The following is a 26,281-nucleotide window of genomic DNA, read 5'->3' on the forward strand; positions in this document are numbered from 1 at the left end:
ATCGCCGGCAGAAGCAGCCTCATGTTATCCGCAACCTGTTTCAGGAGAAGCATGTTCGCTACGCAGCTTGATCCAATATACGCACTATTTATTGAACTGGTCAGTAACAGCGGAAATGGTGGCGGTAACGCTGATATGCTGGGTGCAAACGGTGCGCAGTTTGCCAGTAAAACAGTTTGGAAAGGCGATGGGAAAGAAAGGATTGATGTGGAGAACCCAAACCCCGGCCAACGACCAGGTCAAATTCACTATCAAGACAATCAGGGCAAAAAGTATCTCTATGATCCGAGTACAAACTCGTTTCCGGACGCGCCTAATTCTGTTAACAAGCTACTGAACGATCCCAATTTCAATGCGGCGATTCAAAAAAAGGCTCAACAAGTACCTCGGTGGAAACTAATGAAAATTAACGGCCCGATGCGAAATCTTTTGAGAAGTACGCAGGCTTCTCGTGTGCTCGCACCGTCCTTGAGCGAAATTGTGCGCGATGGCTTTGAAGTTCGCGATGGATGCAGTGTACTTCGCGCCCTCTCAAAGCATGCAAATGTGCCAAGAGCGCGCTTCACGGATTGCACAGGTTACGAATGTTTTGTGAATTCTCTGCACGTCGAAGATTACATCGCGGAAATGCCATTTGAACAGGCACTTCTATTTGTGGGCGAGATTCTTAATCAATGGCGATTGGAACAGCCAGTCAGTTGTCTGGTTGCCATTCTGGTAGCGGACGAACTTAGTGTTGTCGCTAAGTTCCACGTCAAGCGCCACGGGGAGCAATGGTTGGGCGATGACATAGAGCGCTACGAAGATCCAACCATGTCACTCGATTCGAATGACGATATCGCGACCCTGCTCAAAGATAAAAAGCGCATCAAGAGCAAATGACGGTCGCGTACCGTACACGCCACAGCAAACCCGGCGTTGGCCGGGTTTGCTGTGTCTGTTATTTCACTCGTGTGTGATGATGCGCGTGCCATGTTGGACCTCGATCCTCACGCGCTGCACCGCCTGGAAGCCTGCAAGCTCAAGCTTGATCCATCGTGGATTAAGAAACCATGAACGCGTGTAACTGGGAAGTAATTGATGCCTTTTCTTCGCCCGCCGAGTGTCGTCATTTCTGCGCTTGGATTGGCGATCAGGTGGCTAATGGGCTGGCGGAACGAGTAGCAGTGCAAGACTCATATGCCGGATAAATGTTTGAGGAAAAATGGTTTCGCTGTATGCAATCCGGAGATATCTGAAGGCTTGTAGCACCAGATGATCCGTTTCATGGGTATTGGGGAGCGGTTGAATAGTTCACCTTAGATGACGGCCTATACGGCAAACCCGGCCATCGAGTTGGGTTTGTTGTTTGCGGAGCTGTCAAGCAGGCGTGATGATGAGCTTGCCGTCCTCTACCCGAACGCGCACGCGGCTTCGCGGTTTGTGAATCCAGCTTGTTCATGCCATTCGGCGCAGGATACGGTCAGTTCGCAAAGCACCTTCGAGCAGCTCGAGTCCGGCCTCCGGTCCGGTCTGACCGTGGCCAACCAGCTTGGCGGTGGTCTACATGGCTATTCATTCGGAATACGAAAGACAGGCAGCGCACAACAGGATGCGCAGGTCACAGACGAGGCGAAGCAGCAGCAACTGACGGGCCAGAGCGCGGAAGAAGCGGTGGCTGGGATCAGCCGCGACACGGCTGGCGCGCAGGTGGCGATTGCACCGATCTTCGACAGGGAATAACAAACCCAGCCTGCTGAGCTGGGTTTGTCGTTTGCAGTGCAAACACTATTCAGTCTGACCTTCCCCTCCCCACGCCCATCTCATCCCCCCAAAGGAGGGGAAAGAAAGTAGGGTTGTTCACCCGAAAATTCCGTACTACTGTTGCTCCAAAGGAAGGTGATATTCAGGCCAATTGGCAATACCAGAAACGGCTTGATACACCCTCCTGTTGTTTCTAATCATCGCGTCGTTTCAGAATTTAATTCTGTCTTGGAGCGCCATGAACGCGCCGTCAACCGGGGAAAGCCAAGCGAAGAAATCGGCGGGGTCGAGAAGGCAAAGCGTCGCCCACGATTTTGCGCAAGTGCTTCATGAAGAACTCGATGAAATCGTGAAGGCGCGCAAAGGCCAAAGCGATCCAATCGACCGTGTTTCTCCAGCCAGCCCAGGCGCTCCCGGCAGCGAGGCCGACGCATTGCGGCAAAGCGAGAACCTAGACCTGAAAGGTTTGGCGTTGTCCGGAGGTGGCATACGAAGCGCGACCTTTAGCCTTGGCGTTATCCAGGCGCTTTGCGAAGGCAAGGTATTGCGCGAGTTCGACTATCTGTCCACGGTCTCTGGCGGCGGCTATATCGGCAGTTGGCTTTCCGCGCAAATGCTGCATCGATTTCCCAATGGAAACGTGGCGGATCTCGAGTCGGTGCTGAGTCCCAACACGTCGCCGGGCGGCCCACCCAAAGCGCAGGAAGACGCGTCGATCGGCTTTCTGCGCGAATACAGCAATTACCTTACGCCACGGGTCGGCCTGTTGAGCACCGACACGCTGGCGGCGATTTCGGCATACGTTCGCAATCTTGTGTTGATTCAGGCGATCTTTCTTGCATCGATCGTAGTGGTGCTGTCTTCGCCGAGGGTGGTGTTCCTTGGTGCGCAGACGCTGCTTCATTGCAAGTTCTGTCTGTGGCTTCCCGGGACGTTGGGCCTGGTGTTGCTCTCGCTGAGCGTTGCCGGGATCGTGTTCAATCTGCGCGCCGATCAAACGAGTCCGTGCGCAAAGACTGAGTTTGTCTTGATCTCTGTGATTTTGCCTGGCGTTCTCGCGGCATTTCTCATGGCCATCGAGATGACGAACAGCGGCGGCCTTGTTAAAGGCTGGCATATGGGGAGTTGGGTCGTCTTCTTTACGCTGTTCTACGCGGTTGTCGCATGTGTGCTGCCCGCGCAGGATCGGTATTCGGCTCCCGGGCAGGTTCAACACGAGGGCACCCGTAAAGTCTATACGCGCAAGAAGCGCGCAGTGCCATTTTCAAAGCGCATCGCCATCGTGGTTGCCGGATCGCTGGCGGGTGCGACAGGCGGCGTGTTGCTATCGCTCATGCATCAAGGAATAAGTGCAATGGCGCACGAGCAAGCGTTATGGTTTGCCGTATCCATTGCACCGTTCATGATTCTGCAAGTGTTTGCCTTGACCATCGTGCTGCATCTGGGGTTGGTCGGGCGCATTTTCGATTACGACGTGCATGAATGGTGGGCGCGTTACGGCGGATGGCTGCTCGCGGTCACGGTCGGCGGGGGGGGAATTCTTACTGCTGGGACTTATGGTTCGGCGCTTGTGTTGTGGGGCGATGCATGGCTGACCTATGTGGGTGGGCCAGCATGGCTTTTTGCATCGCTCTGGGGCGTGTTCACAGGTAAGTCGAAAAAGACGGACGGTTCGCGCAATTCATGTCTGGAGCGTGGACTTGTCCTCGTGCCGTATGTGTTCATTATCGGTTTGGCCGTGATCATTTCGTATGGCGAGTACCGGTTGCTTCCGCTTGGTACAGCGGAAACCAGTGTGGTGGTCGCGCACCCCGTGAATGAGTCCACGATGCCGAAAAGCGATGCGCTGCACGCTCCCAAACTTGATTTCGTGCAAGCGGTGGCGGAGGTGTCGGCTCAATTGACGCAGCAGTCGGGTCACCAGGTCGAACTTGGCGGGCACAAACTCTATACCGTACTGGTGGTGTTTTTCTCTTTTCTCGCGGTTGGCTTGCTACTGGCCTGGCGTGTCGATATCAATCTGTTCTCGCTCTACAACTTTTATCGGAATCGATTGACGCGATGTTATCTGGGCGCATCACGCGCAGCGCTGGGAATACGGCATCCGCATCCGTTCACGGGCTTCGATATCGACGACGATATTCCCCTCAGCCATCTTGCAGCCAGCGCGAAGCGCAACTTCGCCCAGCGTCCTTATCACATCATCAACACGACGCTGAACATGACGTCCGGGGAGAATCTGGCGTGGCAGCAACGCAAGGCCGCATCGTTCTTCTTCTCGCCGCTCTATTGCGGATTTCACCTGCCCTGCGCGATGGACCCCGGCCATTCCGAGAAGAGCTTCATGAAGACCGCGCAATACATGCGCGGCAAGCATACCTTCGGTCCGCTGGACGATATCGGCCCGATGCTTGGCGGAGCCGTTGCGGTCTCGGGCGCTGCGGTTAGCCCGAATTCCGGTTTCCACACCGATCCGGGCGTGGCGTTCCTGCTCACGCTGTTCAATGTGCGGCTTGGCCGCTGGTGCCCGAATCCTGCATCGCGCAATGTGCCAAAACGCTCGAGCCCTGAGTTCGGCGGTGCGCTATACCTCAATGAGCTCTTTGGCGCCGCCGATAGCACGTCGCGCTACGTCTATCTGTCCGACGGTGGGCACTTCGACAACCTGGGTATTTACGAACTCGTTCGGCGGCGTGTCGGCCTCATTGTTCTGTGTGATTGCGGAGAAGATGCGTCATTGCAATTCGACGATCTTGCCGACGCCATACGAAAGTGCTCGGCCGATTTCGGCGTGGACATCATCATCAATGTCGATCCGTTGAGGCGCGAAGCTAGCGACAATCCTCCGCCGTTCAGTGCGAACCACGTGGTGGAGGGTGTGATCCGTTATCCGAGTCTGGAGGGCAGCACGCCTAATGCGGCGAAGTTCGACGGCAAGCTCATTCTGATCAAGCCTACCTTGACACCTGAGATATACGCGTGCGCTTCGGATCTGCGCAATTACGCCATTGTGGAGCCTGCGTTCCCGCAACAGTCCACGGTCGATCAATGGTTCAACGAGGCGCAGTTCGAAAGCTACCGGAAACTCGGCTACCTGATCGGACGTCACCTGCTTGAGAAACCCCTTAAGGACGGTTCCATGCTGGTTGATCGTTTGCAACGCTCCACCGGCTCGCAGGCAGGTGGAGATAGCTGAGCGAGCGATGAATCATGGCCACGGATATTGCTCATCGGTTTGTCGAGGCGAATGGCGCCACGTTTCATGTGGCCGTTTCGGGTCCGGACAATGCCGCACCGGTTCTGTGCATTCATGGATTCCCGGAAGGATGGATGAGTTGGCGTCACCTGATGCATCTGTTGCCACATTCGCGAATCTATGCGCCCGATCTTCGTGGGTATCCGGGTTCGAGTTATCCGAAGAGCGGCTACGACGTTTTTACGCTGACCGACGACATCAAGGCCTTGATCGAAGTTTTGGGAATTCGTCAGTGCGTATTGGTTTCGCATGACTGGGGCGGTGCATTGGGCTGGCTATTTGCGCATCGCTACTCGAGCTTGATAAGCAAACTGGTGGTCGTCAACTGCACGCATCCTCGAACGCTCGTGCGTGCAGTCGTGACCTGCGACGACTGGCAACCGTTTCGTATTCCGTGGGTGCCGTTTTTTCAGATTCCATGGTTGCCCGAGTGGTTCATGACCACCGCGGTTGGCAGGAAGCTTTTGAAATGGACCTTTCTGATCCGGCAGGGCCAACCCGGAACGATGGACGTCGAACTCGTTGATGAGATCGTAGCGCGCTTTGCAAAGACCGCAGATATGCATGGGCCGATTGAATACTACCGGCAGATTGTCTTGACCATCCTTTTGCCGGAACGGCACAGAAAACTGTACGGAATCTATGCCACGCCAATCAGCGTGCCCGTTACGGTGATCTGGGGCATGAAGGACGGTGCCTTGCCTGCACTCGTCGCGCGCAAGAGCTTCGGTGATGCAGGATGCAACGGTGATTGGAGGCCGCTCGCGGGCGTTGGCCATTTCGTGGATCTGGAGGCGTGGGAAAAGCTGGCGGGCGAATTGGCCAGGGTGCTTGACTTCGCCCCAGGTGATTCCTAGGGTTCCTATACATGCCGTTATGGCGCGTAATGGCGGCTTGGTATGACGCACGAATTTGAATTCCGGCGAGAACATCAGAACTGGAGGCGATCGTGAATCGACAAGGTCAATTACATGTATGGATACTTGTTCTCGTCGGGGTGCTCAGTATCGGTGCGCGCGCGGCGCCTCAATCCGGTCAAGTGCTAGACGAAGCCAAACAAGCGGGCTTAAACGCAGCGTCGTTTCCTCAAGCGGACGAGGACTACTTCAAGGACATGGATCGGGGCATCGCGCTAACTCCGGAGGAAATCAAAGGGCGCAACATGTGGCTCGTCTGGAGCGGGGGCAACGACCGGTTCTGGGACAGAATGACGAAGGACACGTTCGGTGCCTTCGACATCATCAAGTCGATTAGCTCCTATCCGGGCCAGGAGCATTCGCGAGACGACCGCTGGAGTTATCTCGGGGTGATCAACGAGCCCTGTTTCGAGAAAGCGACAGCCCCTGATCCGAAGCGCTTTGGTTTGTGGCTGGATCAACGCACCGTTAGCGACAAGTGCCCGAAGGACCCGTTCGAGAATGAGGCTAAATACCCCGGCGTGAAGACCGGTGCGCGCGGCACGACGTTTAGCGACGGTAAAACACTGCCGGTCGGTTCCTTCTATGGCTATGCAACGGGCATTGTCGGCCTTCGTCTATTCCCCAATCCCGCATTCGACGAAAAGGCCGAAAAGGCATGGGACGCTCGCCGCTACTATGAAGACCCCTCGTATTACAACAATCCCAATCTCATTCGTCCTTACCGCGTGGGGATGACGTGCGCGTTTTGCCATATTGGGCCGAGCCCGGTTCATCCGAGCGCGAATCCAGAACATCCGCAGTGGGCCGAACTGAGTGGCACCGTGGGGGCGCAGTACATGTGGGTGGATCGGCTTTTCATTCATAACGCCTCGAAACCCGAGGGTCAACAGAACTTCATGTATCAACTCACGCACACGTGGCGGCCCGGCACGATGGATACGTCGCTCGTGTCCACGGACAACATCAACAACCCCCGAACGATGAATGCGCTTTACGATCTCCATGCCCGGTTGGGAAAGGCGCTCAAGATCGGCAAGGAAACGCTGGCAGGCGGAGAGCTCGATAACAAACAAATCAATGATTTTGTATCGAGCGGGGATCTTACGAAATTCTTCAAGGCGCCCAACACCGTGTGGACTCCCCACGTTCTCAAGGATGGCGCGGATTCGGTGGGCGTGCTGGGCGCGCTCAATCGCGTGTACCTGAACATCGGGTTGTTTAGCGAAGAATGGCTGCTGCATTTCAACCCGGTTTTCGGCGGTAAGCCAATCACGCCCATTCAGATTGCCGTGGCGCGCAAGAATTCGACTTACTGGCAAGTCACGGAAGCGGGCACGATCAACATGGCGCTGTATCTGATTGCGGCTTCGCAGCCCGACCATTTGAGCGATGCGCCAGGAGGCAAGCAATATCTCACCGATGCGTCCACCGCCGATGGCGCGGCGCTGCTCCAGCGCGGCAAGAACGTGTTCGCGGATACCTGCGCGCGCTGCCACTCGAGCAAGGCGCCGCCGGTGCCGGCCAGCCTCAATCTGCACGACTGCAACGGGCCGAACTATATGGCGTGCTTCAAGCGCTATTGGAAATGGACGCAAACGGACGATTACAAGACGCAAATGCGCAAGGTCGTCGATGCTCCGGATTTCCTCGATGGAAACTATCTGTCGAGCGATGCGCGGATTCCGGTGACGCTGCTGCGGACCAACATCTGCAGTCCGCTTGCGACCAACGCGATTCGTGGAAACATCTGGGACAACTTTTCCTCGGAGTCGTACAAGACGCTGCCTTCGGTCGGGGCGGTCACGCTCAACGATGCGTTTTCCGGCAAACCGTGGCAATACCATATGCCCGCCGGAGGCCGGGGTTATACGCGGGTTCCTTCCCTCATCAGCATCTGGTCGACGGCGCCGTTCCTGCTCAACAACTCGGTCGGGCCAGAGAGGTTCGACGGCGATCCGTCGGTTGCGAGCCGGATGAAGGTGTTCGATGCATCGATTGAACAAATGCTGTGGCCGGAGAAGCGGCAGCACGATTCGGTGCTGGGCGACAAGGTGCCGGGCCTGATCGACCGGACGACGGTGCGTAGCCAGATCACGATACCGAAGGGCTATCTGCCCGCGTCGCTGCAGTCCACCTTGCAAAGGATCGACCCGAAACTGTTCGATCCGAAGACCGGCGATCTCGCGCTCGGGCCGGTTCCGGCACAAGTCCCGGTCAACTTGCTGGCCAACATCCGGCCGCTGCCTGAAAGCAGCGATCCGTTGGTCATCGGGCAGCATATCGGGCAACTGACGAATCTGGTGTTCAAGCTCGGCAAGAGTTTGTTTACGATGCCGGCCAATGCGACCGACGAGGAGTTGCTCAAGAAGTACGCGGGCCTTGAAAAGCCGATGCTGGCGCTTAGCAAGTGTCCTGATTTCATCGTCAATCGCGGCCATTACTTTGGCACTTCCGAGTTCAACGACCAGAACGGGCTGACTGCCGATGAACGGGCTTTCGGCAAGGAGCCGGTCCTGAGCGACGACGACAAGCGAGCATTGATCGCGTTCCTGAAAACGTTCTGAGCAAGAGACCTCGACGGTCCATAGGCTATGTCCACTCCAGACGATGAGGTATGGGATTACGTGATTGTGGGTTCCGGCGCGGGGGGCGGCACGCTCGCCGCGCGGCTTGCGGAGGCGGGCATGCGCGTGTTTCTGATCGAGGCAGGAGGCGATGCGCCCGCGAGCGAGGCGGACCGGATGCCAGCGGATTACCACGTGCCGGGTTTCCATGCATGCGCCTCGGAGAATCCGGCAATGAGCTGGAACTTCTTCGTGCGCCATTACGCGTCCGACGCCCAGCAGCAGCGCGATCAGAAATGCGGACCCGAAGGCGTTCTGTATCCGCGCGCCGCAACGGTGGGCGGGTGCACCGCGCACAACGCGATGATCTTTGTGTATCCGCACGATTCGGACTGGGACGGCATCGCGCAAATGACCGGCGACCGGTCCTGGCGCGCGGTCGCGATGCGCCGGTATGGCAAAAAGCTCGAACAATGCCGCCATCGCCCGCTCTGGGCGCTCGCTCGCCGGTTTGGCATCAACCCGACCGCACATGGCTTTGACGGATGGCTGACCACCGAGCATGCAACGCCGAAGAAGGCGTTGGCCGACGACCACTTGATGCGGGTGGTTTTCGGCGCAATGGAACTCACCGCGCGCAGCGTCCCGCGGCGCTTGCACGCACTGCTCGGATTGATTCGCTGGCAGGGCGATCCGAATTCGCGGCTGTGGGGCAGGCGTTGTTTCCAGGGCGTGTGCTACACGCCGCTCAGCACGCGCGGCCATGCACGGCATGGTGTACGCGAGCGTCTGCACGACGTGGCCAAGCGGTTTCCGGCCCATCTGAAAATTTCGCTCGATTCGCTCGCCACGCGGGTGCTATTCGATGAGAACGGTACTGCGGTAGGCGTGGAATACCTGAAGGGTGCGCGCCTGTATAAAGCGCATCCTGAATGTAGCACCGAGCCGGGCGTGCGTTGCGAAGTGCGCGCGCGTCGCGAGGTGATATTGGCGGGCGGCGCATTCAATACGCCGCAGTTATTGATGCTGTCGGGTATCGGTCCGGCGGAGCATTTGAAGGCGCATGGCATTCCTGTACGGGTCGATCTCGAAGGGGTTGGGAGCAATCTTCAGGACCGCTATGAGATTGCCGTGGTCAGCCGTATGGCTCAACCATGGGAAGTGCTTAAAGGCGCGGAGTTTACGACCGACGACCCGGCCTATCGCGCATGGTCCGATCTGCGTGAAGGCGTTTACATCACCAACGGCGCAGCGGTTGCCGTTGTGCGTCGCACGGCGAAGACGCGCTCGCTGCCTCCGGACATATTCTGCATGGCGCTGGTCGAGCGCTTCATCGGCTATTACCCGGGATTTTCGGCGGACTTTGCCCAGAACAACGATTTCCTGTCGTGGACCATACTCAAGGCGCACACCCGTAACGATGCGGGAACGGTGCGCCTGCGCTCCGCAAATCCACTCGATATGCCGCTTATCGACTTTCACTATTTCGAGGAAGGCAGCGATGCCTCCGGGGACGATATGCGCTCGGTCGTCGAGGCCGTCAAGTTCGTGCGCGGATTGGCGGCGCCGCTTGTCGAACGTGGCTTGATCGCAGAAGAGGAGTTGCCGGGGCCGCACGTGCGGGACGATGCGGGCATTGCCGATTACGTGCGCGACAACGCGTGGGGCCATCATGCATCGTGCACCTGCGCGATCGGCGATCGGTCCGCACGGGGCGTGGTCGATAGCACGCTTTCCGTTCACGGGGTGCGCCGCCTGCGCGTGGTGGACGCGTCGGTGTTTCCGAAAATTCCGGGCTTCTTTCCGGCCAGCGCGGTTTACATGGTCGCGGAAAAAGCGGCGGACATGATTCTGAAGGACGCAGCGAGCCCGACGTAACTTACCGGAGGTGGAAGATGGCATACGACACCAGCAAGCTACTGTCCATGAGCCAGGACGAACTGGATGATCTGTTCCGCAACAGCCCGGCCGGCGATATTCCGGATGGAGAAGCCAAGGGAACAGCGATTGTTGATCCCGGAACCGTTCTCAGCGATGCCGTGGCCAACGTGGTGAAGATCTTCGCATGGCAGGGAAAGGTGTTTGATTCCCAGAATGGAGTCCTGAAAAATAGGGTCTCCCCGTTCGGAGTCGATGCCATTCAGGCGACCGTCTATAAGGGCGAAAGCTGGTTCGACGGCAACGAATGCATCGTGCTCGACTATAGCAAGACGTCGATCGTGGCCCACTGGATACGCGACGAAATTCGCTTGATCGCACCAGGCGTGTACCTTGGCCTGGTGTACTGGGGCAAAAGCCGCCTGATCTTCTTTAGTCTCGAGTTTTAAAGGACGCCCCGCCGTGACCCCGCAATCGAGCTTTATGGTGGTCGCACCGTTGCTGCCTGGCAAGGTGGCGGCGTTGAGAGCGCTTTTGGCGACGATGAACCACTGCCCGGGCAGCATCGATCCGGACAACGCACTGGTTCCATTCGGCCGGTTCGATCGTCTGCATTTCGCCCGCTTCGCGATTCTGGATGACGTGACCGCCGGCGATATTGCGCTGTATGGCGTTAAGCCCGCGGATTTTCCGGTGTATCTGGTGTTTCTCGGCGATTGCGATGGTTCGAAGCAGACCTTTATCGACGATCTTGCACGCAAAGCAGGTGAGGGGTTGCGCACAATATTTTCGCATTGCGAAGGATTTAATCCCGGTAACGCACTTGGTTCTTGGATGCTCGCGCACGACACGCCGGCTGCGGCCGCCTACGTCAACTGGATCGGTCGTCCGGTCCGGCAAATCGCGGAGGAGCGGGCGTTGAGGAATTTCCTGTCCGCCAACGTTCCTCGCGGCGTAGACGGACGCGCGAACGGCGATCCGCAGTCTATTCGCAAGCATCTGCGCAACCTGGTCGATGCGGAGCGAAACGCCGGGCGTCTCAGCCTGACCGAACCCGAACCGACTCCGCTGGGATGGCGGATTCGCGAATGGCTGCACGCCGTGTGGGTGCCGTTGGTGCTGCTCGCCGCGCTGCCGTTCTTTATCGTGGCGTTGCCGTTTCTCGCGTGGAAACTGCGCAGCCTCGAAACAACCGACCCTGAGGTTGTCTACCGTCCCCCGGAGGCTCAGCTCGCGAAACTCAGGGCGCTCGAAGACTACGACGTCACCAATCAATTCACGGCGCTCGGCAGCGTGAAGCCGGGGCGTTTCAGGCGTTATGCGGTGGTCGTCCTGCTTGGGCTGCTCGATTACTCGTGCCGCCATATTTACAACCGCGGCCATCTAACCCGTGTGCAGACCATACACTTCGCGCGCTGGGTGCTGCTCGACGATAAACAGCGGTTGATGTTCGCGAGCAACTACGACGGAAGCCTCGACAGCTACATGGACGATTTCATCAACAAAGTGGCGTGGGGCTTGAACCTGGTATTCAGCAATGGAGTGGGCTATCCGCGCACGAATTGGCTCGTCGTCGAGGGCGCGCGCAACGAGCAGCATTTCAAGAATTATCTACGGCGGCATGAATTGCCTACGGACGTCTGGTACAAGGCCTATCCGGGCCTGACTGCGTTCGATCTCGCCACCAACACGCGCATCCGCGAGGGCCTGGAAGCGTCAAGCGCATCGGACGAGCAGGTGCGGGAATGGTTGAAGCTACTCTGAAAGTCCTGAATGTCGATAAGGGAGACGTGCCGTGGCAGTCGATCTGGACGATATACAAGGCCTCGTGCGGCACGCTTATTCGCGCCTGACCGAAGCCTGCTTTTACGTGCTGCGCATTGCGGACGCGCAGGCTGCCAGACGTTGGCTGTCGAGCGCGCCGGTGACGAGCGCGGCGCTTGCGGCGAAGTCGGTTCAGGAGGTTCTGCAGGTGGCGTTGACGAGCGACGGCCTGCGCGCGCTCGGTGTTCCGCAGCGGATGATCGAACAATTCTCTTCCGAATTCAACGGCGGCATGAGTGCGGATGCTAACCGCTCCAGAAGGCTTGGTGACGTAGACACGAATGCGCCCGAGAACTGGAAATGGGGCGGGTCGGCGGCGCCGCATATGGTGGTGCTGCTGTACGCGGCGCCGGGACGGCTGGCGGAATGGACGCAGGCGGTGACCGGGCCGGAATGGGCCACCGCGTTCTCGGTGGAAGTCGTTTTGCCGACCACGGACATGAAGGGCCTCGAGCCGTTTGGGTTCGCGGATGGCATCAGCCAGCCGGCGCTCGATTGGCAACTCAGTTTGCCGTCGCACGATCGCACACAACCCGATTATTCGAATCTCATCGAATTGGGCGAATTCCTGCTCGGGTACGCGAACGCGTATGGGCGTTTCACCGAGCGTCCTTTGGTTGAGCCGGCAGATGATCCGCAAGGCCTGCTCGCACCGGCTGAGGATGCGCCGGACAAACGGGATCTGGGGCGCAATGGTTCATACCTGGTGCTGCGGCAACTGCGCCAGGACGTGCAGGGTTTCTGGCGATTTCACAACGCCCGCGCGAACGGAGATCCGGCCGCGCGCAAGGCGACGGCCGAAGCGATGGTCGGGCGGACGATGGCGGGTGTGTCGCTGCTCGAAGGCGCACAAGCGCCGTCACCCGATCCCGGCACGAAGGCGGGCCGCGAGCAGCTCAATGCATTTACCTATGCGGGGGACGCGGACGGGCTGCGGTGCCCATTCGGCGCTCACGTGCGGCGTGCCAATCCTCGCAATGGCGATTTACCGGACGCCAGTGGCAAGGGCTTGCTTGCGCGCCTGTTGACCACGCTGGGTTTCGACGCTGCGGCGTTGCGCGGCGATCTGGTTGCATCGAGCCGCTTTCATCGCATGCTGCGGCGCGGTCGTGAATATGGCCAGAGCCTGCCACCCGAGGCGGCGATCGAGGATCAAGGCGATGGGGTGGAGACTGGGCTCCACTTTATTTGCCTCGGCGCGAATATCTCGCGTCAGTTCGAGTTTATTCAAGGCGCATGGATTACGGGCGCAAAATTCAATGGTCTCGCGGCAGAGCGTGATCCGCTGATTGGCGAACGGCAGCCGCTCAGTGACGGTAGCGAAACGGACCGCTTCAGCCTCCCTCAGGCCGAAGGCGCGGCGTGCCAGACCACGGGTTTGCCTCAATTCGTCACGGTCATGGGCGGCGCGTATTTCTTCATGCCGAGCCTTCGAGCGTTGCGCTTTCTGGTGACGCTGGATCACTCGAATACTTCGTCGCCGGTGGGTTCGACGTGAGGCGTGCTGTTCATCGATTGACGCAAAGCGGAGAGGGTTTTGTATATCGCAAGACGTGCGCGATTTTGATTGCCTAGCGGCCGATGTTCGGCAAGGCAATGCCATGGATTGATGGACAACTGGCCCGCGAAAGCAAGCTGAGCCGGCGAGGCAAACTGCTGCTCCGGAAAATGCAGTGTCGCGATGCGTATGGGTGTTGAAAGGTGTTCGGGCCACCGCACCGACGCGTTTTCAATCGGCATGCGATAGGAGTCGGTTTGCACCTGCACGAAGACGTCGAAGTCGACTGAGCGCTCGGCGAGCGTCTGGATCATCGCTTCGCGCAGGTAGTTATCGTTGGGGCGCCCCGGTAAGCCCGGAATGGCGCTGGTTTCGCGGGACCTGGGTCTGAACGCGTATTGAACCGCCTGGCCTTCGCCCAGCAGGTACGGCACGCAACTCCAATAGCCGGTCTGCAGCGGGCTCGATTGCGTGCGCGCCCACAGGCCCTGCATGATGCCGTCCAGCAGGTGGGAATCGAACGGGTTGATGAAGTAAAAGAGCGGCGTGCGGCGCAGGACGGCCGCCTGGAGCTTGGCATTCTCGACGATGTTCGGCGTGGTGAACGTGGGTGTGCTGATGCCGGTGAAGTCTTGGGTGAAGCGTTCGTCGTCGAGAAGCTTCGGCCCGGGAACCTGCATCACCTTGATGCCGATGCTCAGGACGCCCACATCCTCGATATCGGGCGGGCTGTCGGGTCCCGGTCCGGCCAGCCGCACCCAGGCCGGATAACTGCGCGGCGCGCTGAAAATGCCATGACGCAGATTGGGTGGAATATCGCCGTGAACCTGGAATTCGGCGCGCAGCACGCCGTGTGTCTTGGTGTTGCCGGCGCGCTGAAACGTGCCGGGCTGGTATTGCTCGCGCATATACTCGCCCATGCGTTCGATGATCTTCTGGACGATTGTGTTCTCGTCCGGCAGCGCAAGTTCCTGCGCCAACGCGAGATTGTCGTTGGGGCGTTGCGCATTGATGGCCGCCTGCACCAGACCGGCAATGGGCTCTTGGGCCAGTGCGTCTAGAAAGGGCCGAAAAAACGGATCGAATCTTCGCTCCACGTGGAGTAGCGAGATTAGCGAACGATGCAGGGCATTGGCTAGCAATGGAGGTCTCCCTGGGTACTCAACGCTCGTGGCCGTCAGTCAAAATAGCTTAGGCAGAAAGTCCCGCAAATGCCAATACCGCAGCCAATACTGCGGTCAATCCGGTGCCGAAGTGCATCGTTTTTTCATAAAATAAATAGATCCTGTCTTGCTTTGCGAGACCAGCGAGCATACCGGCGAGATGCGATGAACATATTCAGGTTTCAGTCGGCGGCGGCATCGAATTTCCTTAAAGGCGCGTCAGCGCCAGGCGCGATTCGTGCATGGCTGGTCGACATGCTGTGCTGGCCCGCCCGGTTCGACGACCCGCGTGTCGAACAGGAATTCACGGAAGACTATGGCCGGCGTTTCGCCGACTTCCGCCGCGCGGCGCTGGTCCTCGGCACCTTGATCTGGGTGTGCTTCGGCTATTGGGAATTCAGCCTGGCGCGAAGCAGTCCGGTGTTCCAGCCGTACTTCGCGGAGATTTTCACGTTCCGCTGCGCCGGTGCACTGGTTGCGACCGTCGGCATCGTGCTGGCCTTCCGGCTCGACTTTCAGCGGGACACGCTCGCGCATTGGATCCTGCTCGGCGGTCTGGCCGGCATGTGCCTATGCTTGTTGGTACAAACGTTTCTCGCGCCACGGCCGTTCAATTTCACGCATTTTTTTGTCGGCTTTTATTTAATTCTTTTCTATCAGTTCGGTTTTCTTCGCCTGCGCGCCAAGGCGACGTTGATGCTGACCGTGTCCGTGATCGCCGTGATCGTGATGGCGCAACTGCTCACGCACGCAATCGAGGCGGACAACTTCGCGGCGGGCATGTTCTATCTGCTGAACGTCGCGGTTTTGGGCCATAGCGTCAACGTGAATGCCGAGCGGCATGTGCGCGACCGGTACATCGCCGTCCAGGCGCTTGCCCATGGCAACGAAGCCTTGCAACACGCCAACGCGGAACTCGCGCAAAAGCACCGCGACCTCGAACGCGCGCGGCGCGATCAGGAGACCAAGTCGGCAGCGCTGATTGCCTTGCGTGAGCAGCAGCGCGAAGCCGCCGAGCAGGCGAGCCGCGCGAAATCGCGCTTTCTGGCGGCGGCAGCGCACGATCTGCGGCAGCCCATGCACGCGCTGAACCTTTTTCTGGCCGCAGCCGATGAAGCGCTGGAAGCACGCGACGTTGAAGCTTCGAGCAAACTGATTGGCGAGGCGCGCAAGGCGTCGGTGCTCACTGCGCGGCTCTTCAACGCCGTGCTCGATCTTTCGAAGCTCGAATCGGGGCACGTCAACCCGAGCTATACGAGCGTCGACCTGAACCGCGTGACCGAGGAGACCGTCGAGCAACTCGCGGCGTTCGCGGAGAGCCGCGGCGTCGCGCTGCGCTATGGGAAGACGCATCAAAAGCCCGCATGGGTACGCACGGACGCCGACTGGATGCCCCGCGTGCTGAGCAACCTCATCGCGAACGGGATCAAATATGCGGATCCGTCGAAAGCAGAGCGCGCGGTGGTGATCGTGGGGTTGGTTCGGATGCCGAATTATGTACGGATCGACGTGATCGACAACGGCATAGGCATCGCGCAGGAGCACTGGGATTCGATCTTCCAGCCGTTCGTGCAGATCGGCAACCCGGAGCGGGACCGCGAGAAAGGGCTCGGACTGGGCTTGTCGATCGTGAATGCGGTGGTGTCGCTGCTCGAAGGGCACCGTCTCGAACTGAAATCGATCGAGGGGCAAGGGTCGCGCTTCTCGGTCCGCATGCCGGTGGCCGATCCCTTTGCGCTTCAGAACATGGAGATATCGCCCGCCGATCAGGCATTGTCGCCGGCGCCTTCGCCGTCGTCGCTGCGGGGGCTTTACGTGTTGCTGGTCGAGGACGACAGCCTCGTGCGCGCGTCGATGGAGGCGCTGTTTGGGCTATGGGGCGTGCTGTTCGATTCGGCCCGCTCGGTGGCCGAACTCGAAGCACTCTTGCAGGAGATCGAGCGCGTGCCGGACCTCGTCATCAGCGACTATCGGTTGCCGGAGATGTTGTCAGCGCACGATGTGATCCGTCTGCTGGGTGCGCACTTTTCGCGGCCCGTGCCGTGCCTCGTGGTGACGGGGGAGGCCGGGGCCAGCACGCAGGGCGTGTTGCCGGAGCGCTGCGTGCTCAGCAAGCCGCTCTCCACGGACGTGCTGATTGCGCGCATGCTCGAATTGACGGAGGCTTCGGCCCGCGTTTAGTGTTCAGGACGTAGTGTTCACGACGTGGAAGCGCGCGCAACAGTGGGGATCTCGATGCCCCGGCGCGCCATTTCGACAATCAGGAAAGTGCGCCGCGAAACGTTGAAGCGGCTCAGCAGATCGCTGATGTACTCCTTCGCGGTGTTTTCCGTGATATTCATCTTTCGCGCGATCGCCTTGTTCGACATGCCCTGCAGAAGAAAACCCAAGGTTTGCGCGAGACGAGGCGGCAGGTTCAGCGAGTCGATTGGAATGCCCTGCTTCGGGCCCGGTGGCTGCGGGGTATGGCCGCCTTTGCCGAGCACGCTGTTGGGCAGGTAGACACGCCCATTCAGGATCGTTTGAAGCGCTTCGCGGAATACCGCGCCACCTTCCTCGCTGGCCTTCGAGATGAAGCCGCCGGCGCCATTCTTGATGCAGTCCAGCACCGTCTCGCGGTCGTCCTGCGCGGACAGCATCACCACGTGCGCTGCACACTCGTTTTCCTGCAGCCAGTGCAGCAGGTCCAGCCCGGTGTGATTGCCCCCGATTTGATAGTCGAGAAAGACGAGGTCGTAAGCCTTGTTCTGCAGCCGCTCGACGGCGGCGGCGTACGAGCCGGCCTCGTCGATGTCGAGCGTCGGCTCTGACGTGAGGATCAGGCTCTTCATCGCGATACGCGTCAGGCCTTCGTCCTCGACGAGCAGTACGTGGCGGAAATACAGGTTGTCCATCGGCGCTTCTCCAGTCCGGACCATAGTACCTGCAATCGCGAGGGGTGCTATCCCCCCAAAGCGGGGGACTCTTTTGGGGCCGCCTTCTGGAGGCGTTTTTCCCCTCGCATGCCCGGTATTGCGCGAGCCCCGGGAGGCGCACGATGGAGTCGTTGCAAATCAGACGAGGGGGATCACCACCATGTGCACGTCGCATCTTTCGATCGTCTTGCGCCATGAGCTCGATTCCTGGAACTGAATGCAGCAAGCACGCAAGCCTGGCGGGGCAAAAGCGGGCACAGCGTGAGGAGACCAACCAGTCGAATCTGGCGGGGGGCCAGCGAGCAACACACGAGGAGACCATTCGGGCGAGCCTGGCCGGGGGCAAGCAGGCCGAGCGCGAGGAGACCATTCGGGCGAGGGTAAAAACAAGGAACGGGGCAGCAACAGAAATAGAAATAGGAACAGAAGCAGAAATAGAAACAGAAACACCAAAAGAGACTGGGCGGCGACCCCTCAGCCCCTACACAGTCCACAATCTGGATAACGCCATCGCGCACCTCGAAATCGCGATAAACGCGGACAAAGCGATGGCGATTTTCGGTTCGCACTATTGGCAAGGACGCGTGCTCGAACTCCGCTGCACGCCGGGGATCATGCATGCTCAGGAGCGTCGGCTGCAGTCCTTGCTCGATGGGTTCGGGACCACGGGTTAGCGGGCGACGTGTGAGAGGGGCTGGCGAACGATCAGGCAGCGTTCGCGGTGAAGTTCGCGGTGACGTTTGCCGTGACACCGTTACCTACGCCAAAGCGTCGCCTGGCCGTTATAAAATCTGGAGTTCCGCCGCCCGCCTATCAGGACCCTCGATGACCAAAAAGGTCGACGCGCCTTTCCAGCAGATCAAGGCACTCGTTCGCAAGCGTATTCATGCCGGCGACTGGAAGATCGGGGAGCGCATCCCCTCCGAACTCGATCTCGCCGCGGAATTTGGGGTCGCGCGAATGACCGTGAACCGGGCGCTGCGCGAATTGACCGACGAAGGCGCGTTGCAGCGCATCCTGGGCGTGGGGACATTCGTGGCCGAGGAAAAGCCGCAATCGAATCTGTTGATGATTGCGCATGTGCGTGACGAGATTCACGCGCGCGGGCATCAGTATCGCTGTCACGTGATCAGCCAGACGCGCGGGCACGTCACGCCCGAGGTTGCTGCGGCGTTCGGCTTGCCGGTCGATACGCCCGTGTTTCATGTGGTCTGCGTGCACGAGGAGAACGGCCGGCCGATTCAGCTAGAGGAACGGTATGTGAACCCGGTGGCCGCGCCGGGTTTCATCGATCAGGACTTCCAGGTGGAACCGCCGTCCGAGTATCTGTACAACAACGTGTCGCATTACGAGCTCGAGATCGAGCATATCGTCGATGCGGCCATGCCCACTGAAGACGAGGCGCGCTTGCTCGACATGCGCGCCAACGAACCCTGCCTGACGCTCACGCGCCGTACGTGGACGAACGGGCTGCCGGTGACGTTCGCGCGCTTCGTGCACCCGGGCAACCGTTACCGGCTCGGCTCGCGTTTCAAGCCGGGCGCCACGCGTCATCAGGTTTGATTCGCGCGGGATGTGCACTGAGGGAGTAACAGGCAGAACAAGCGGCGGCGCATACTGGCCCGCCGCTTGTGCTTTTTCAGTGCCGCGATTTCAGAGCGTGCTCACCTGACCATCGTTTTTCGACCACAGCACCGGAAACAGCGGATGCACGAGCGGTGCGCCGTCCGGTAGCGCTTCGGCGAGCCCGGGAAAGTCAGGCGAGGTTTTCCATCGGCGCGGCGCGTGGCGAACGTCATCGCCGACAAAGCGGATCGAGAATGCGCGCCTTCTGTTGCGCGTGCCGCCCGACGCATGCAGCGTCAGCATCCTGAAGCACACCATGTCGCCGGGTTCGAGCGCCCAGCGGCGGATCGGGAACGCATCGCGATTTGCTTCGATGTCCGGAAGATCGGCGAGACTGCCTTCGGGAAACCACTTCGCTTCCTTGTCCATGAACGTGCGCGGCATCAGCCAGGGGCCGAGATGCGAGCCCGCGACGAATTCGAGCGTGGATTCGAGCGGGACCGGATCGACGGGAATCCACATGCTGACGTTGTCGTCGCCTTCGATGTTGTAATAGGGCTGGTCCTGATGCCACGGCGTGCGTTGCTGCGTGCCGGGTTCCTTCACGAGCAAATGGTCGTGATGGAGCCGGACCGTATCGACGCCCATTAGCGCCGCCGCCGCCGTTGGGGCGGGCGAGCGCGCGATGAACTCGCGATACGCGGCGTTGTGCTCCCAGTTGCAGAAGTCCTCGAAGAACCAGCCCGGATCCTCGGGCCGGCTAGCCACTTTCGAGCGGGTGCTCGGATGCGCCAGATTGGTGTCGATGCCGGCCTTCAGCGCTTCGATTTCGTCCGGCGAAAAAATGCCCTTGATACACACGGCGCCGTCCGTGCGGAACGCATCGATGAGTTCGGGCGTGACCGCCTGCGCTACGCGTTCACGAATATTGATGGCCATGATTGCACTCCCGGTAATTGAATTTATTGCTTGGCGCCGTAAATATCGAAATCGAAATATTTAGCGGCAATCTTCTGGTAGGTGCCGTCCGCGCGAATGGCGGCGATTGCGCCGTCGAGGCGCTTCTTCATGTCGGTGTCGCCTTTGCGCAGCCCCATGGCGACGCCATGGCCGATGATGCGCGCATCGGTGACATCGCCGCCGGCGAACGAGAAGGCCTTGCCGCGCGGGGTATTAAGGAACGCGTAGCCGGCCTGAGTTTTGTCCTGGAAGGTGGCGTCGAGTCGGCCATTGACGAGGTCGTCATAGACCTGGTCCTGGTTCTGGTACGTCACGATCGTGACGCCCCTGGGCGCCCACTCGGCCTTCGCATAAACCTCTTGCGTCGTGCCCTGATCGATGCCGATACGCTTGCCGACGAGCGACTCGACGGTCGGTTGCAGCTTGGAACCACGCGGCGCGACGAGCGCACCCGGCGACGAGTAGAGCTTGTTCGAGAAGTCGATCTGTTTCAGGCGGTCGTCGGTGGCGGTCATTGCCGACATGATTACGTCGAACTTTTTCGCTTGAAGCGCGGGAATCATGCCGTCGAAACCTTGTTCGACCCATATGCATTTCGCATGAAGCTGTGCGCAAATCGCGTTGCGCAGGTCGATGTCGAAGCCAGCGAGCGAGCCGTCCGGCTGCTTTGCCTCGAACGGCGGATAGGTGGGGTCGATGCCCCAGCGAATCGTCGTGGTGTCCTGGGCAAACGAAACGAGCGGCGCTGCGGCAAGCGAGGCGACGAGAAACTTGACGATCCGGTTCATGACTTGTTCCCTGATTGGGTGGGCGCGACGGGCAAGACCCGCGCGGCCGGTTGGATGAACTACAGCAATGGGTGTATTTGCACTGCGAGCGGGTTCGAGCCACCGATGAAACTGTCGAGCAGTCTAGACCACGCAACTTGACGTGCGCAAGCGGGGACAATGCGCCGACTTCGGGCGTCGGTGCGGAGGTGCGGCCGTGATTTTTGAGAAAGTAGCCTGTTCGGCTGAAAATCGCCCGAATTACGAGAAATTATTGGCGAAATGTGCGAGGGATCGGGAGGATAGGGATTTGCCCTGGCTGCTGCCTTCAGGCCATGCTGGCGAATATCCATCTAGAAGAGATGGCGTCAATATGTCTAGACAACATGATGCGGCACCCAATGAATGACTGACGCAGCCGACCGGTTCGGAATTTTACGCAGCAGTGCTATTGATCAGATGAATAGGCGGGTGCGTTGGCATTTGAAACTATGCAATATGTTTATTTACAAACACGATAATTACCGGCGATCATAATAAGGTGACAAATCACGGCAATAGCCGCTTGACTCATGGCGATAAAAGATAAAGCGCTATTTATGCCGGTGTGCAGCCCGATATTTCCATAAGGGATAGTGCCCATCGCCCCCACATCGGATGCTGATGCACACTGCCCTTTATCCTCCTGTTGAAGCCGTTCCTTATACAACCGAGAAATGTTTGGAGGACTTATGGCACAGCGCATTGCCTACGTAACTGGCGGAATGGGTGGCATTGGAACCGCAATCTGCCAGCGGCTGCACAGCGATGGCTTTACCGTCGTTGCCGGGTGCGGTCCGAATTCACCACGCCGCGCACGATGGATCGAGGAACAAAAGGCGTTGGGTTTCAATTTTGTCGCTTCCGAGGGTAATGTTGCCGATTGGGAATCGACCGAGAAGGCTTTCGAAAAAGTAAAGTCGGAAGTCGGCGAAGTCGACGTGCTCGTCAACAATGCCGGAATTACCCGGGATGTCGTATTTCGGAAGATGACGCGCGAAGAGTGGGACGCCGTGATCGATACCAATCTCACCAGCCTTTTCAATGTGACCAAGCAGGTCATTGACGGCATGGTCAATCGCGGGTGGGGGCGCATCATTAATATTTCGTCGGTCAACGGCCAGAAAGGCCAGTTTGGTCAAACGAACTATTCGACGGCCAAGGCGGGTCTTCACGGCTTCACGATGGCGCTGGCCCAGGAAGTCGCCACAAAAGGCGTAACGGTTAATACCGTTTCGCCTGGCTACATCGGGACCGACATGGTGCGTGCGGTGAAGCCCGAGGTGCTCGAGAAAATCGTGGCGAGCATTCCGGTGCGGCGGCTTGGCGAGCCGCACGAAATCGCATCCATATGCGCATGGCTCGCTTCTGCCGAAGCGGGATTTTCAACCGGTGCCGACTTCTCACTTAACGGTGGACTTCACATGAGTTGAGCTCTCTGGCTCGCGTGTGATGGTATTCACACAATCCCTGCTTGGCGAATCGCGCTGGGCAGGGATTTTTCATTTGTGCGTCGTTCACGTATGCGGGTCTTGCTGTTTGAGTTTGAACCCGTTGGCGTGTCAGGGGCGCGAATACGGATCCTGAACCGGCGCATGGTGCGTCGTATGGTGTCGATGGTGCGTCTTGTACTTCGACTTCGATTTGGCTTTCGGTTTTGCTTTCGGCTTCGCTTGCGAATGCGGTTCGCCCGGAGGCAGCGGTTGTGTCGGTCCGGCGCCGGGAAGCGGCGGCGGAGAACTGGTGCGCGCGTGTTGCGGCGTGCTTTGGCCTTCACCGAAACCGGTTTGCCCTTCGCCGAAGTGATAGGTCTGCGAGGTTTGCGCGTGACTTGCAGCGGACAGCGTCAATGCCATCAGTAACAGGTATTTCGAAAGCTTCATGCGTGTTCCTTTTGAACGAGGGGTATCAGGATAGCGCAATGTGGGTGGCGGGAGGCTTGCGCATCGGCCCGTTCCTGCAGGAGGAGCGTTGCGGGCGTATATTCCAGGTACCTTTCGGGAGCAACCACAATGATTCACGTTAATCAGCAACGGCTTTGGGATTCGCTGATGGAGATGGCAACGATAGGGGCCACCGCGCACGGCGGCAGTTGCCGGCTCGCGTTGAGCGACGAAGACGTGCTGGGCCGTCGCCGTTTCATCCGTTGGTGCGAGGAGGCAGATTGCGAAATCCGCATCGATCCGATCGGCAACGTGTTCGCGCGCCGGCCCGGCACTCAATTCGATGCGCCAGCCGTGATGTGCGGCAGTCATCTGGACACGCAGCCGCTCGGTGGCCGCTTCGACGGCGTCTACGGCGTACTCGCGGGTCTCGAGGCCATTCGCACGCTAAACGATCTCGGCATTGCGACGCGGCATCCGATCGACGTCGTGGCATGGACCAATGAAGAGGGCTCGCGTTTCACGCCGGGCATGATGGGTTCCGCGGTCTACGCTGGCACGCTCGATCTCGACTACGCACGCGCAAGGCCGTGCATGCAGACGGGCGTACTGCTAGGCGATGAACTCGAACGCACTGGCTTCGCCGGTCCCGAACGCGAGCAGCAGATGCCCAAGGCCTACTTCGAGGCGCATATCGAGCAAGGCCCCGTGCTGGAGAACGCCGGCATTCCGATTGGCGTCGTGACCGGCGTGCAGGGCATCTACGAACTCGACGTCACGGTAACCGGTTTCGAATCGCATGCAGGCACGACGCCGATGAGCGTGCGCAAGGACGCGATGGGCGTGGCCGCTGCGATGATCGCGGCAATCGTCGAGCATGGCCATGGGTTCGATGCCGATGCGCGCGTGACTGTGGGCCATGTCGCCTGCCAGCCGAACTCGCCGAGCACGATACCCGGCAGGGTCAACTTCAGCGTCGATGTTCGCCATCCTTCGCGGCCGGCGCTGGAGCGTCTCGTTGCCGATATCGAAGCGATCTGTCTGCAACGCACCGCGCTGCGCGGCACGAGCGTGCGGGTGGAAAAGGTTGCCGAATATGAGCCGGTGGTTTTCGACGCGCAGTGCGTCGCCAGCGTTCGCGAGGCCAGCGCGGCCGCGGGTTATTCGTATCTGGAGATGTGCAGCGGCGCAGGACACGACGCAGTGAATCTCTCGTATGTTGCCCCGACCGCGATGGTGTTCGTCCCGTGCAAGGCCGGGCTCAGCCACAACGAGGCGGAGGACGCGGACCCGGCGCATCTTGCACAGGGCGCGTCGGTGCTTGCGAATTTGCTGGCTGATTGCGCGCGATAGCGGTGTGTGGCGTGTTGACGTTCTTGTTCGGGAGAAGACCTTGACGAAAGACGAGCTTGGAAAACTGGCGGCAGACCTCGAGCGCCTGCTCAAGCTGCGCAGTCTGCCGTTTGGCATGACGTTGTACGAGCGGCGCGAGGACATGGAGGCGATTCATCGCATTCGCCGCCCGAAGGCGATCCATACGCTCGACCAGATCGTAGGGCAAGCCGCTCGCCTGGGTTTTACGGTTGGCGTAACGGCTGAAGATCTGGTCGGATCGCAGTGCCGGTCTGTCGTGGGCCTGGGAAATGCGAAGGATGCCGAATGGAAATCGGGTGAGCAAATGGCCGGCGTCTGGTACGCGACGCTCGAAGATTCCCGCGAGCATCAGGAGGCGATGGACTGCGTTCCGGACGGCAAATATGAGGCGCTGGTGGTGTCTCCGCTTGCCGCTGGCCGAATTGACCCGACCATTGCGCTTTTCTATGCCACGCCGGGCGCCATGATGTATTTCATCAATGGCTTGCAGTGGTCAGGCTACAAGCGCTTCGATTGGAGTGTGGTGGGCGAATCGTCCTGTGCGGATTCGTGGGGCAGGGCGTTGAAGACGGGCGAGCCGAGCCTGTCGATTCCCTGCTTTGCGGAGCGCAGATACGGCGGCGTGCTCGACGACGAAATGCTGATGGCGCTGCCCGCCGAGGTGCTGGCGAAGGCCATTGCCGGCATGGAAGCGCTTGCGAAGAACGGACTTCGGTATCCGTTCGCGCAGTACGGGATTCAGCAGGACGTGAGGGCCGGAATGGAAGTGAGCTACGCGAAAAAGTAGGCCGATGCGGCGGGTCAGACTTTAAAGCGCCAGTATTTGCCCATCGCGACGTTGATCGAAAGGAGCCCGAATCGATGGGCCGCGCGCATGCGTTTTTCAATCAGAGCGTTCAAATCGCTGATCAGGCGTTGGGAGCTGCCGATATACGAATGGTTCAGGCTGAATAGTTTGCTTTCGATTGCGCTGGCATCCACCGTATCGACGCCGTTCACAACCAGAATCGCTTCGCCGGCGTCTCCGGCGCGGGGTGCGCCGTTGACGACTTCCGATGCGGCCAGGGCTTTGTCCCCCGATGACACATACAGCGTGGTCCCGACGGCGAGGTTTGTGAGGGCTGGAGCGATCTGATTCTCGAACACATCGGCATCGATATCCGGGGCGGCAAAAATCACCTCCGTTATCCGTTGCAACTCATGGTTCAGGCCTGCCGCTTTCATTGCGGTTATGGCGCCCGCCAACACCCGGTTTCCCATGCTGTGCGCGAGGATGACGACTTCGTCGAAATTTCCGGCGTTGATGATGGTCGAGATGAACTCTTTAAAGTAGAGGACGGCCTGTTCCGCGTTGCTGCCGTCGCTGGTGTATTTCAGCAGCTTGCTGCCTGACGGCCAGCTATAGACGAACGGCACGCCCGAGGACTCGACGTCGCGCGCTATTTGCGCCGCCCGGCGGGCAGCGTCTTCGAACGTCGTATGGAAACCGTGGATGAAGATCAGCGCCTTGCGCGTGTCGCCCTTGTATGGAGCAGCCGATATTTCCTGGCCGAACTTGACGACGTCGTATTCGGTGACGCGTTGCAGGACAACGTGCTTTTTCGGATTCTGGAAAATACTCCGCAATATGAACGGCGCCTCCAGTTTTCCCATCTCATGGCTGGACGGAATGCTGACTTCGCATTCGCCATAAATGAGGTTTTTGCCCCGTTGATGGCTAAAGTGATTGGCGGGTGACTGCGGCGGAGTATTGCGCTTTCGATCCGTGCCAAAGAACACCTTGACAATTGTGGCAGGCTCTTCCTGATCATCAGGCTGTTGCTGTTGCTGTTGCTGTTGCTGTTGCTGTTGCTGTTGCTGTTGCTGTTGCTGTTGCTGTTGCTGTTGCTGTTGCTGTTGCTGTTGCTGTTGCTGTTGCTGTTGCTGTTGCT

The 26,281-nt window shown here is 59.2% G+C and carries 21 protein-coding genes; 15 read left to right on the plus strand and 6 right to left on the minus strand.

The genetic code is table 11. The features are described 5' to 3' along the window. From HV773_RS37185 to HV773_RS34740, 9 genes are all read left to right on the plus strand, one after another. On the plus strand, positions 1 to 882 hold an 882-nt coding region (locus HV773_RS37185), incomplete at its 5' end, for a hypothetical protein (RefSeq protein ID WP_246282621.1). A 420-nt stretch (positions 883 to 1,302) separates the two neighbouring features. After that, positions 1,303 to 1,722, plus strand: a complete 420-nt coding sequence (locus HV773_RS34705; protein ID WP_175198358.1) for a hypothetical protein — start codon at positions 1,303 to 1,305, stop codon at positions 1,720 to 1,722. A gap of 259 nt (positions 1,723 to 1,981) precedes the next feature. Further along, positions 1,982 to 4,939, plus strand: a complete 2,958-nt coding sequence (locus HV773_RS34710; protein WP_175198359.1) for a patatin-like phospholipase family protein — start codon at positions 1,982 to 1,984, stop codon at positions 4,937 to 4,939. Positions 4,940 to 4,953: 14 nt separating this feature from the next. Beyond that, entirely contained in the window at positions 4,954 to 5,856 is a 903-nt protein-coding gene (locus tag HV773_RS34715; RefSeq protein WP_175198360.1) for an alpha/beta fold hydrolase, read from the plus strand. Positions 5,857 to 6,113: 257 nt separating this feature from the next. Then, positions 6,114 to 8,483 carry a hypothetical protein gene (locus HV773_RS34720; RefSeq protein WP_217481972.1) on the plus strand — a complete coding sequence of 790 codons (2,370 nt, stop codon included), beginning with the start codon at positions 6,114 to 6,116 and terminating at the stop codon, positions 8,481 to 8,483. Between the two features lie 27 nt (positions 8,484 to 8,510). Further along, positions 8,511 to 10,361: a GMC family oxidoreductase gene (locus HV773_RS34725; protein ID WP_175198362.1), complete on the plus strand. Its 1,851-nt coding sequence runs from the start codon at positions 8,511 to 8,513 to the stop codon at positions 10,359 to 10,361. A 17-nt stretch (positions 10,362 to 10,378) separates the two neighbouring features. Continuing rightward, entirely contained in the window at positions 10,379 to 10,810 is a 432-nt protein-coding gene (locus HV773_RS34730) for a hypothetical protein (RefSeq protein WP_175198363.1), read from the plus strand. Positions 10,811 to 10,823: 13 nt separating this feature from the next. Further along, positions 10,824 to 12,125, plus strand: a complete 1,302-nt coding sequence (locus tag HV773_RS34735; RefSeq protein ID WP_175198364.1) for a hypothetical protein — start codon at positions 10,824 to 10,826, stop codon at positions 12,123 to 12,125. 31 nt (positions 12,126 to 12,156) lie between these two features. Beyond that, the gene (locus HV773_RS34740; RefSeq protein ID WP_175198365.1) at positions 12,157 to 13,683 is read left to right on the plus strand and encodes a Dyp-type peroxidase; all 1,527 of its coding nucleotides are present in this window, start codon (positions 12,157 to 12,159) and stop codon (positions 13,681 to 13,683) included. Here the strand turns inward: HV773_RS34740 and HV773_RS34745 are convergent. Continuing rightward, complete coding sequence (locus tag HV773_RS34745; RefSeq protein WP_217481973.1) at positions 13,647 to 14,780, minus strand: catalase family protein; 1,134 nt, start codon at positions 14,778 to 14,780, stop codon at positions 13,647 to 13,649. The genes HV773_RS34740 and HV773_RS34745 overlap by 37 nt on opposite strands. 231 nt (positions 14,781 to 15,011) lie before the next feature. Between HV773_RS34745 and HV773_RS34750 the strand changes: the two genes are divergently transcribed. Next, positions 15,012 to 17,027: an ATP-binding response regulator gene (locus HV773_RS34750; RefSeq protein ID WP_175198367.1), complete on the plus strand. Its 2,016-nt coding sequence runs from the start codon at positions 15,012 to 15,014 to the stop codon at positions 17,025 to 17,027. 17 nt (positions 17,028 to 17,044) lie between these two features. On the opposite strand, the gene HV773_RS34755 is transcribed toward HV773_RS34750, so the two are convergent. Then, positions 17,045 to 17,740, minus strand: coding sequence for a response regulator (locus HV773_RS34755; protein ID WP_175198368.1), 696 nt, complete (start codon positions 17,738 to 17,740; stop codon positions 17,045 to 17,047). Between the two features lie 215 nt (positions 17,741 to 17,955). Between HV773_RS34755 and HV773_RS34760 the strand changes: the two genes are divergently transcribed. Beyond that, positions 17,956 to 18,435 carry a hypothetical protein gene (locus HV773_RS34760; protein WP_175198369.1) on the plus strand — a complete coding sequence of 160 codons (480 nt, stop codon included), beginning with the start codon at positions 17,956 to 17,958 and terminating at the stop codon, positions 18,433 to 18,435. A 151-nt stretch (positions 18,436 to 18,586) separates the two neighbouring features. Continuing rightward, complete coding sequence (gene hutC, locus HV773_RS34765) at positions 18,587 to 19,324, plus strand: histidine utilization transcriptional repressor HutC (RefSeq protein WP_175198370.1); 738 nt, start codon at positions 18,587 to 18,589, stop codon at positions 19,322 to 19,324. Between the two features lie 90 nt (positions 19,325 to 19,414). On the opposite strand, the gene HV773_RS34770 is transcribed toward hutC, so the two are convergent. Continuing rightward, positions 19,415 to 20,266, minus strand: a complete 852-nt coding sequence (locus HV773_RS34770; RefSeq protein WP_175198371.1) for a phytanoyl-CoA dioxygenase family protein — start codon at positions 20,264 to 20,266, stop codon at positions 19,415 to 19,417. A gap of 23 nt (positions 20,267 to 20,289) precedes the next feature. Beyond that, the gene (locus HV773_RS34775; protein WP_175198372.1) at positions 20,290 to 21,075 is read right to left on the minus strand and encodes an ABC transporter substrate-binding protein; all 786 of its coding nucleotides are present in this window, start codon (positions 21,073 to 21,075) and stop codon (positions 20,290 to 20,292) included. A 710-nt stretch (positions 21,076 to 21,785) separates the two neighbouring features. On the opposite strand from HV773_RS34775, the gene HV773_RS34780 reads away from it, so the two are divergent. Continuing rightward, complete coding sequence (locus HV773_RS34780) at positions 21,786 to 22,526, plus strand: 3-ketoacyl-ACP reductase (RefSeq protein ID WP_175198373.1); 741 nt, start codon at positions 21,786 to 21,788, stop codon at positions 22,524 to 22,526. 129 nt (positions 22,527 to 22,655) lie between these two features. On the opposite strand, the gene HV773_RS34785 is transcribed toward HV773_RS34780, so the two are convergent. Continuing rightward, entirely contained in the window at positions 22,656 to 22,976 is a 321-nt protein-coding gene (locus HV773_RS34785) for a hypothetical protein (protein ID WP_175198374.1), read from the minus strand. A gap of 129 nt (positions 22,977 to 23,105) precedes the next feature. Here HV773_RS34785 and HV773_RS34790 point away from each other — a divergent pair, with 129 nt between their 5' ends. Both HV773_RS34790 and HV773_RS34795 read left to right on the plus strand, forming a co-directional pair. Continuing rightward, entirely contained in the window at positions 23,106 to 24,329 is a 1,224-nt protein-coding gene (locus tag HV773_RS34790; RefSeq protein WP_175198375.1) for a Zn-dependent hydrolase, read from the plus strand. A gap of 40 nt (positions 24,330 to 24,369) precedes the next feature. Then, positions 24,370 to 25,137, plus strand: a complete 768-nt coding sequence (locus HV773_RS34795; RefSeq protein WP_246282624.1) for a DUF169 domain-containing protein — start codon at positions 24,370 to 24,372, stop codon at positions 25,135 to 25,137. Positions 25,138 to 25,151: 14 nt separating this feature from the next. Here HV773_RS34795 and HV773_RS34800 read toward each other — a convergent pair. Next, positions 25,152 to 26,281 (minus strand): alpha/beta hydrolase (locus HV773_RS34800; protein WP_175198377.1); only part of this gene is annotated, 1,130 nt, incomplete at its 5' end.

The sequence above is a fragment of the Paraburkholderia caffeinitolerans genome, from assembly GCF_902859945.1.
GTDB lineage: Bacteria > Pseudomonadota > Gammaproteobacteria > Burkholderiales > Burkholderiaceae > Paraburkholderia > Paraburkholderia caffeinitolerans.

Excerpts from the sequence above, each read along its gene's own strand:
- HV773_RS34785 (WP_175198374.1), bottom strand. The coding sequence starts at position 22,976 with ATGAAGCTTTCGAAATACCTGTTACTGATGGCATTGACGCTGTCCGCT.
- HV773_RS34790 (WP_175198375.1), top strand. The coding sequence starts at position 23,106 with ATGATTCACGTTAATCAGCAACGGCTTTGGGATTCGCTGATGGAGATG.
- HV773_RS34710 (WP_175198359.1), top strand. The coding sequence starts at position 1,982 with ATGAACGCGCCGTCAACCGGGGAAAGCCAAGCGAAGAAATCGGCGGGG.
- HV773_RS34775 (WP_175198372.1), bottom strand. The coding sequence starts at position 21,075 with ATGAACCGGATCGTCAAGTTTCTCGTCGCCTCGCTTGCCGCAGCGCCG.
- HV773_RS34725 (WP_175198362.1), top strand. The coding sequence starts at position 8,511 with ATGTCCACTCCAGACGATGAGGTATGGGATTACGTGATTGTGGGTTCC.
- HV773_RS34715 (WP_175198360.1), top strand. The coding sequence starts at position 4,954 with ATGGCCACGGATATTGCTCATCGGTTTGTCGAGGCGAATGGCGCCACG.
- HV773_RS34750 (WP_175198367.1), top strand. The coding sequence starts at position 15,012 with ATGAACATATTCAGGTTTCAGTCGGCGGCGGCATCGAATTTCCTTAAA.
- HV773_RS34755 (WP_175198368.1), bottom strand. The coding sequence starts at position 17,740 with ATGGACAACCTGTATTTCCGCCACGTACTGCTCGTCGAGGACGAAGGC.
- HV773_RS34705 (WP_175198358.1), top strand. The coding sequence starts at position 1,303 with ATGACGGCCTATACGGCAAACCCGGCCATCGAGTTGGGTTTGTTGTTT.
- HV773_RS34730 (WP_175198363.1), top strand. The coding sequence starts at position 10,379 with ATGGCATACGACACCAGCAAGCTACTGTCCATGAGCCAGGACGAACTG.
- HV773_RS34770 (WP_175198371.1), bottom strand. The coding sequence starts at position 20,266 with ATGGCCATCAATATTCGTGAACGCGTAGCGCAGGCGGTCACGCCCGAA.
- hutC (WP_175198370.1), top strand. The coding sequence starts at position 18,587 with ATGACCAAAAAGGTCGACGCGCCTTTCCAGCAGATCAAGGCACTCGTT.
- HV773_RS34720 (WP_217481972.1), top strand. The coding sequence starts at position 6,114 with ATGGATCGGGGCATCGCGCTAACTCCGGAGGAAATCAAAGGGCGCAAC.
- HV773_RS34760 (WP_175198369.1), top strand. The coding sequence starts at position 17,956 with ATGAGCTCGATTCCTGGAACTGAATGCAGCAAGCACGCAAGCCTGGCG.
- HV773_RS34780 (WP_175198373.1), top strand. The coding sequence starts at position 21,786 with ATGGCACAGCGCATTGCCTACGTAACTGGCGGAATGGGTGGCATTGGA.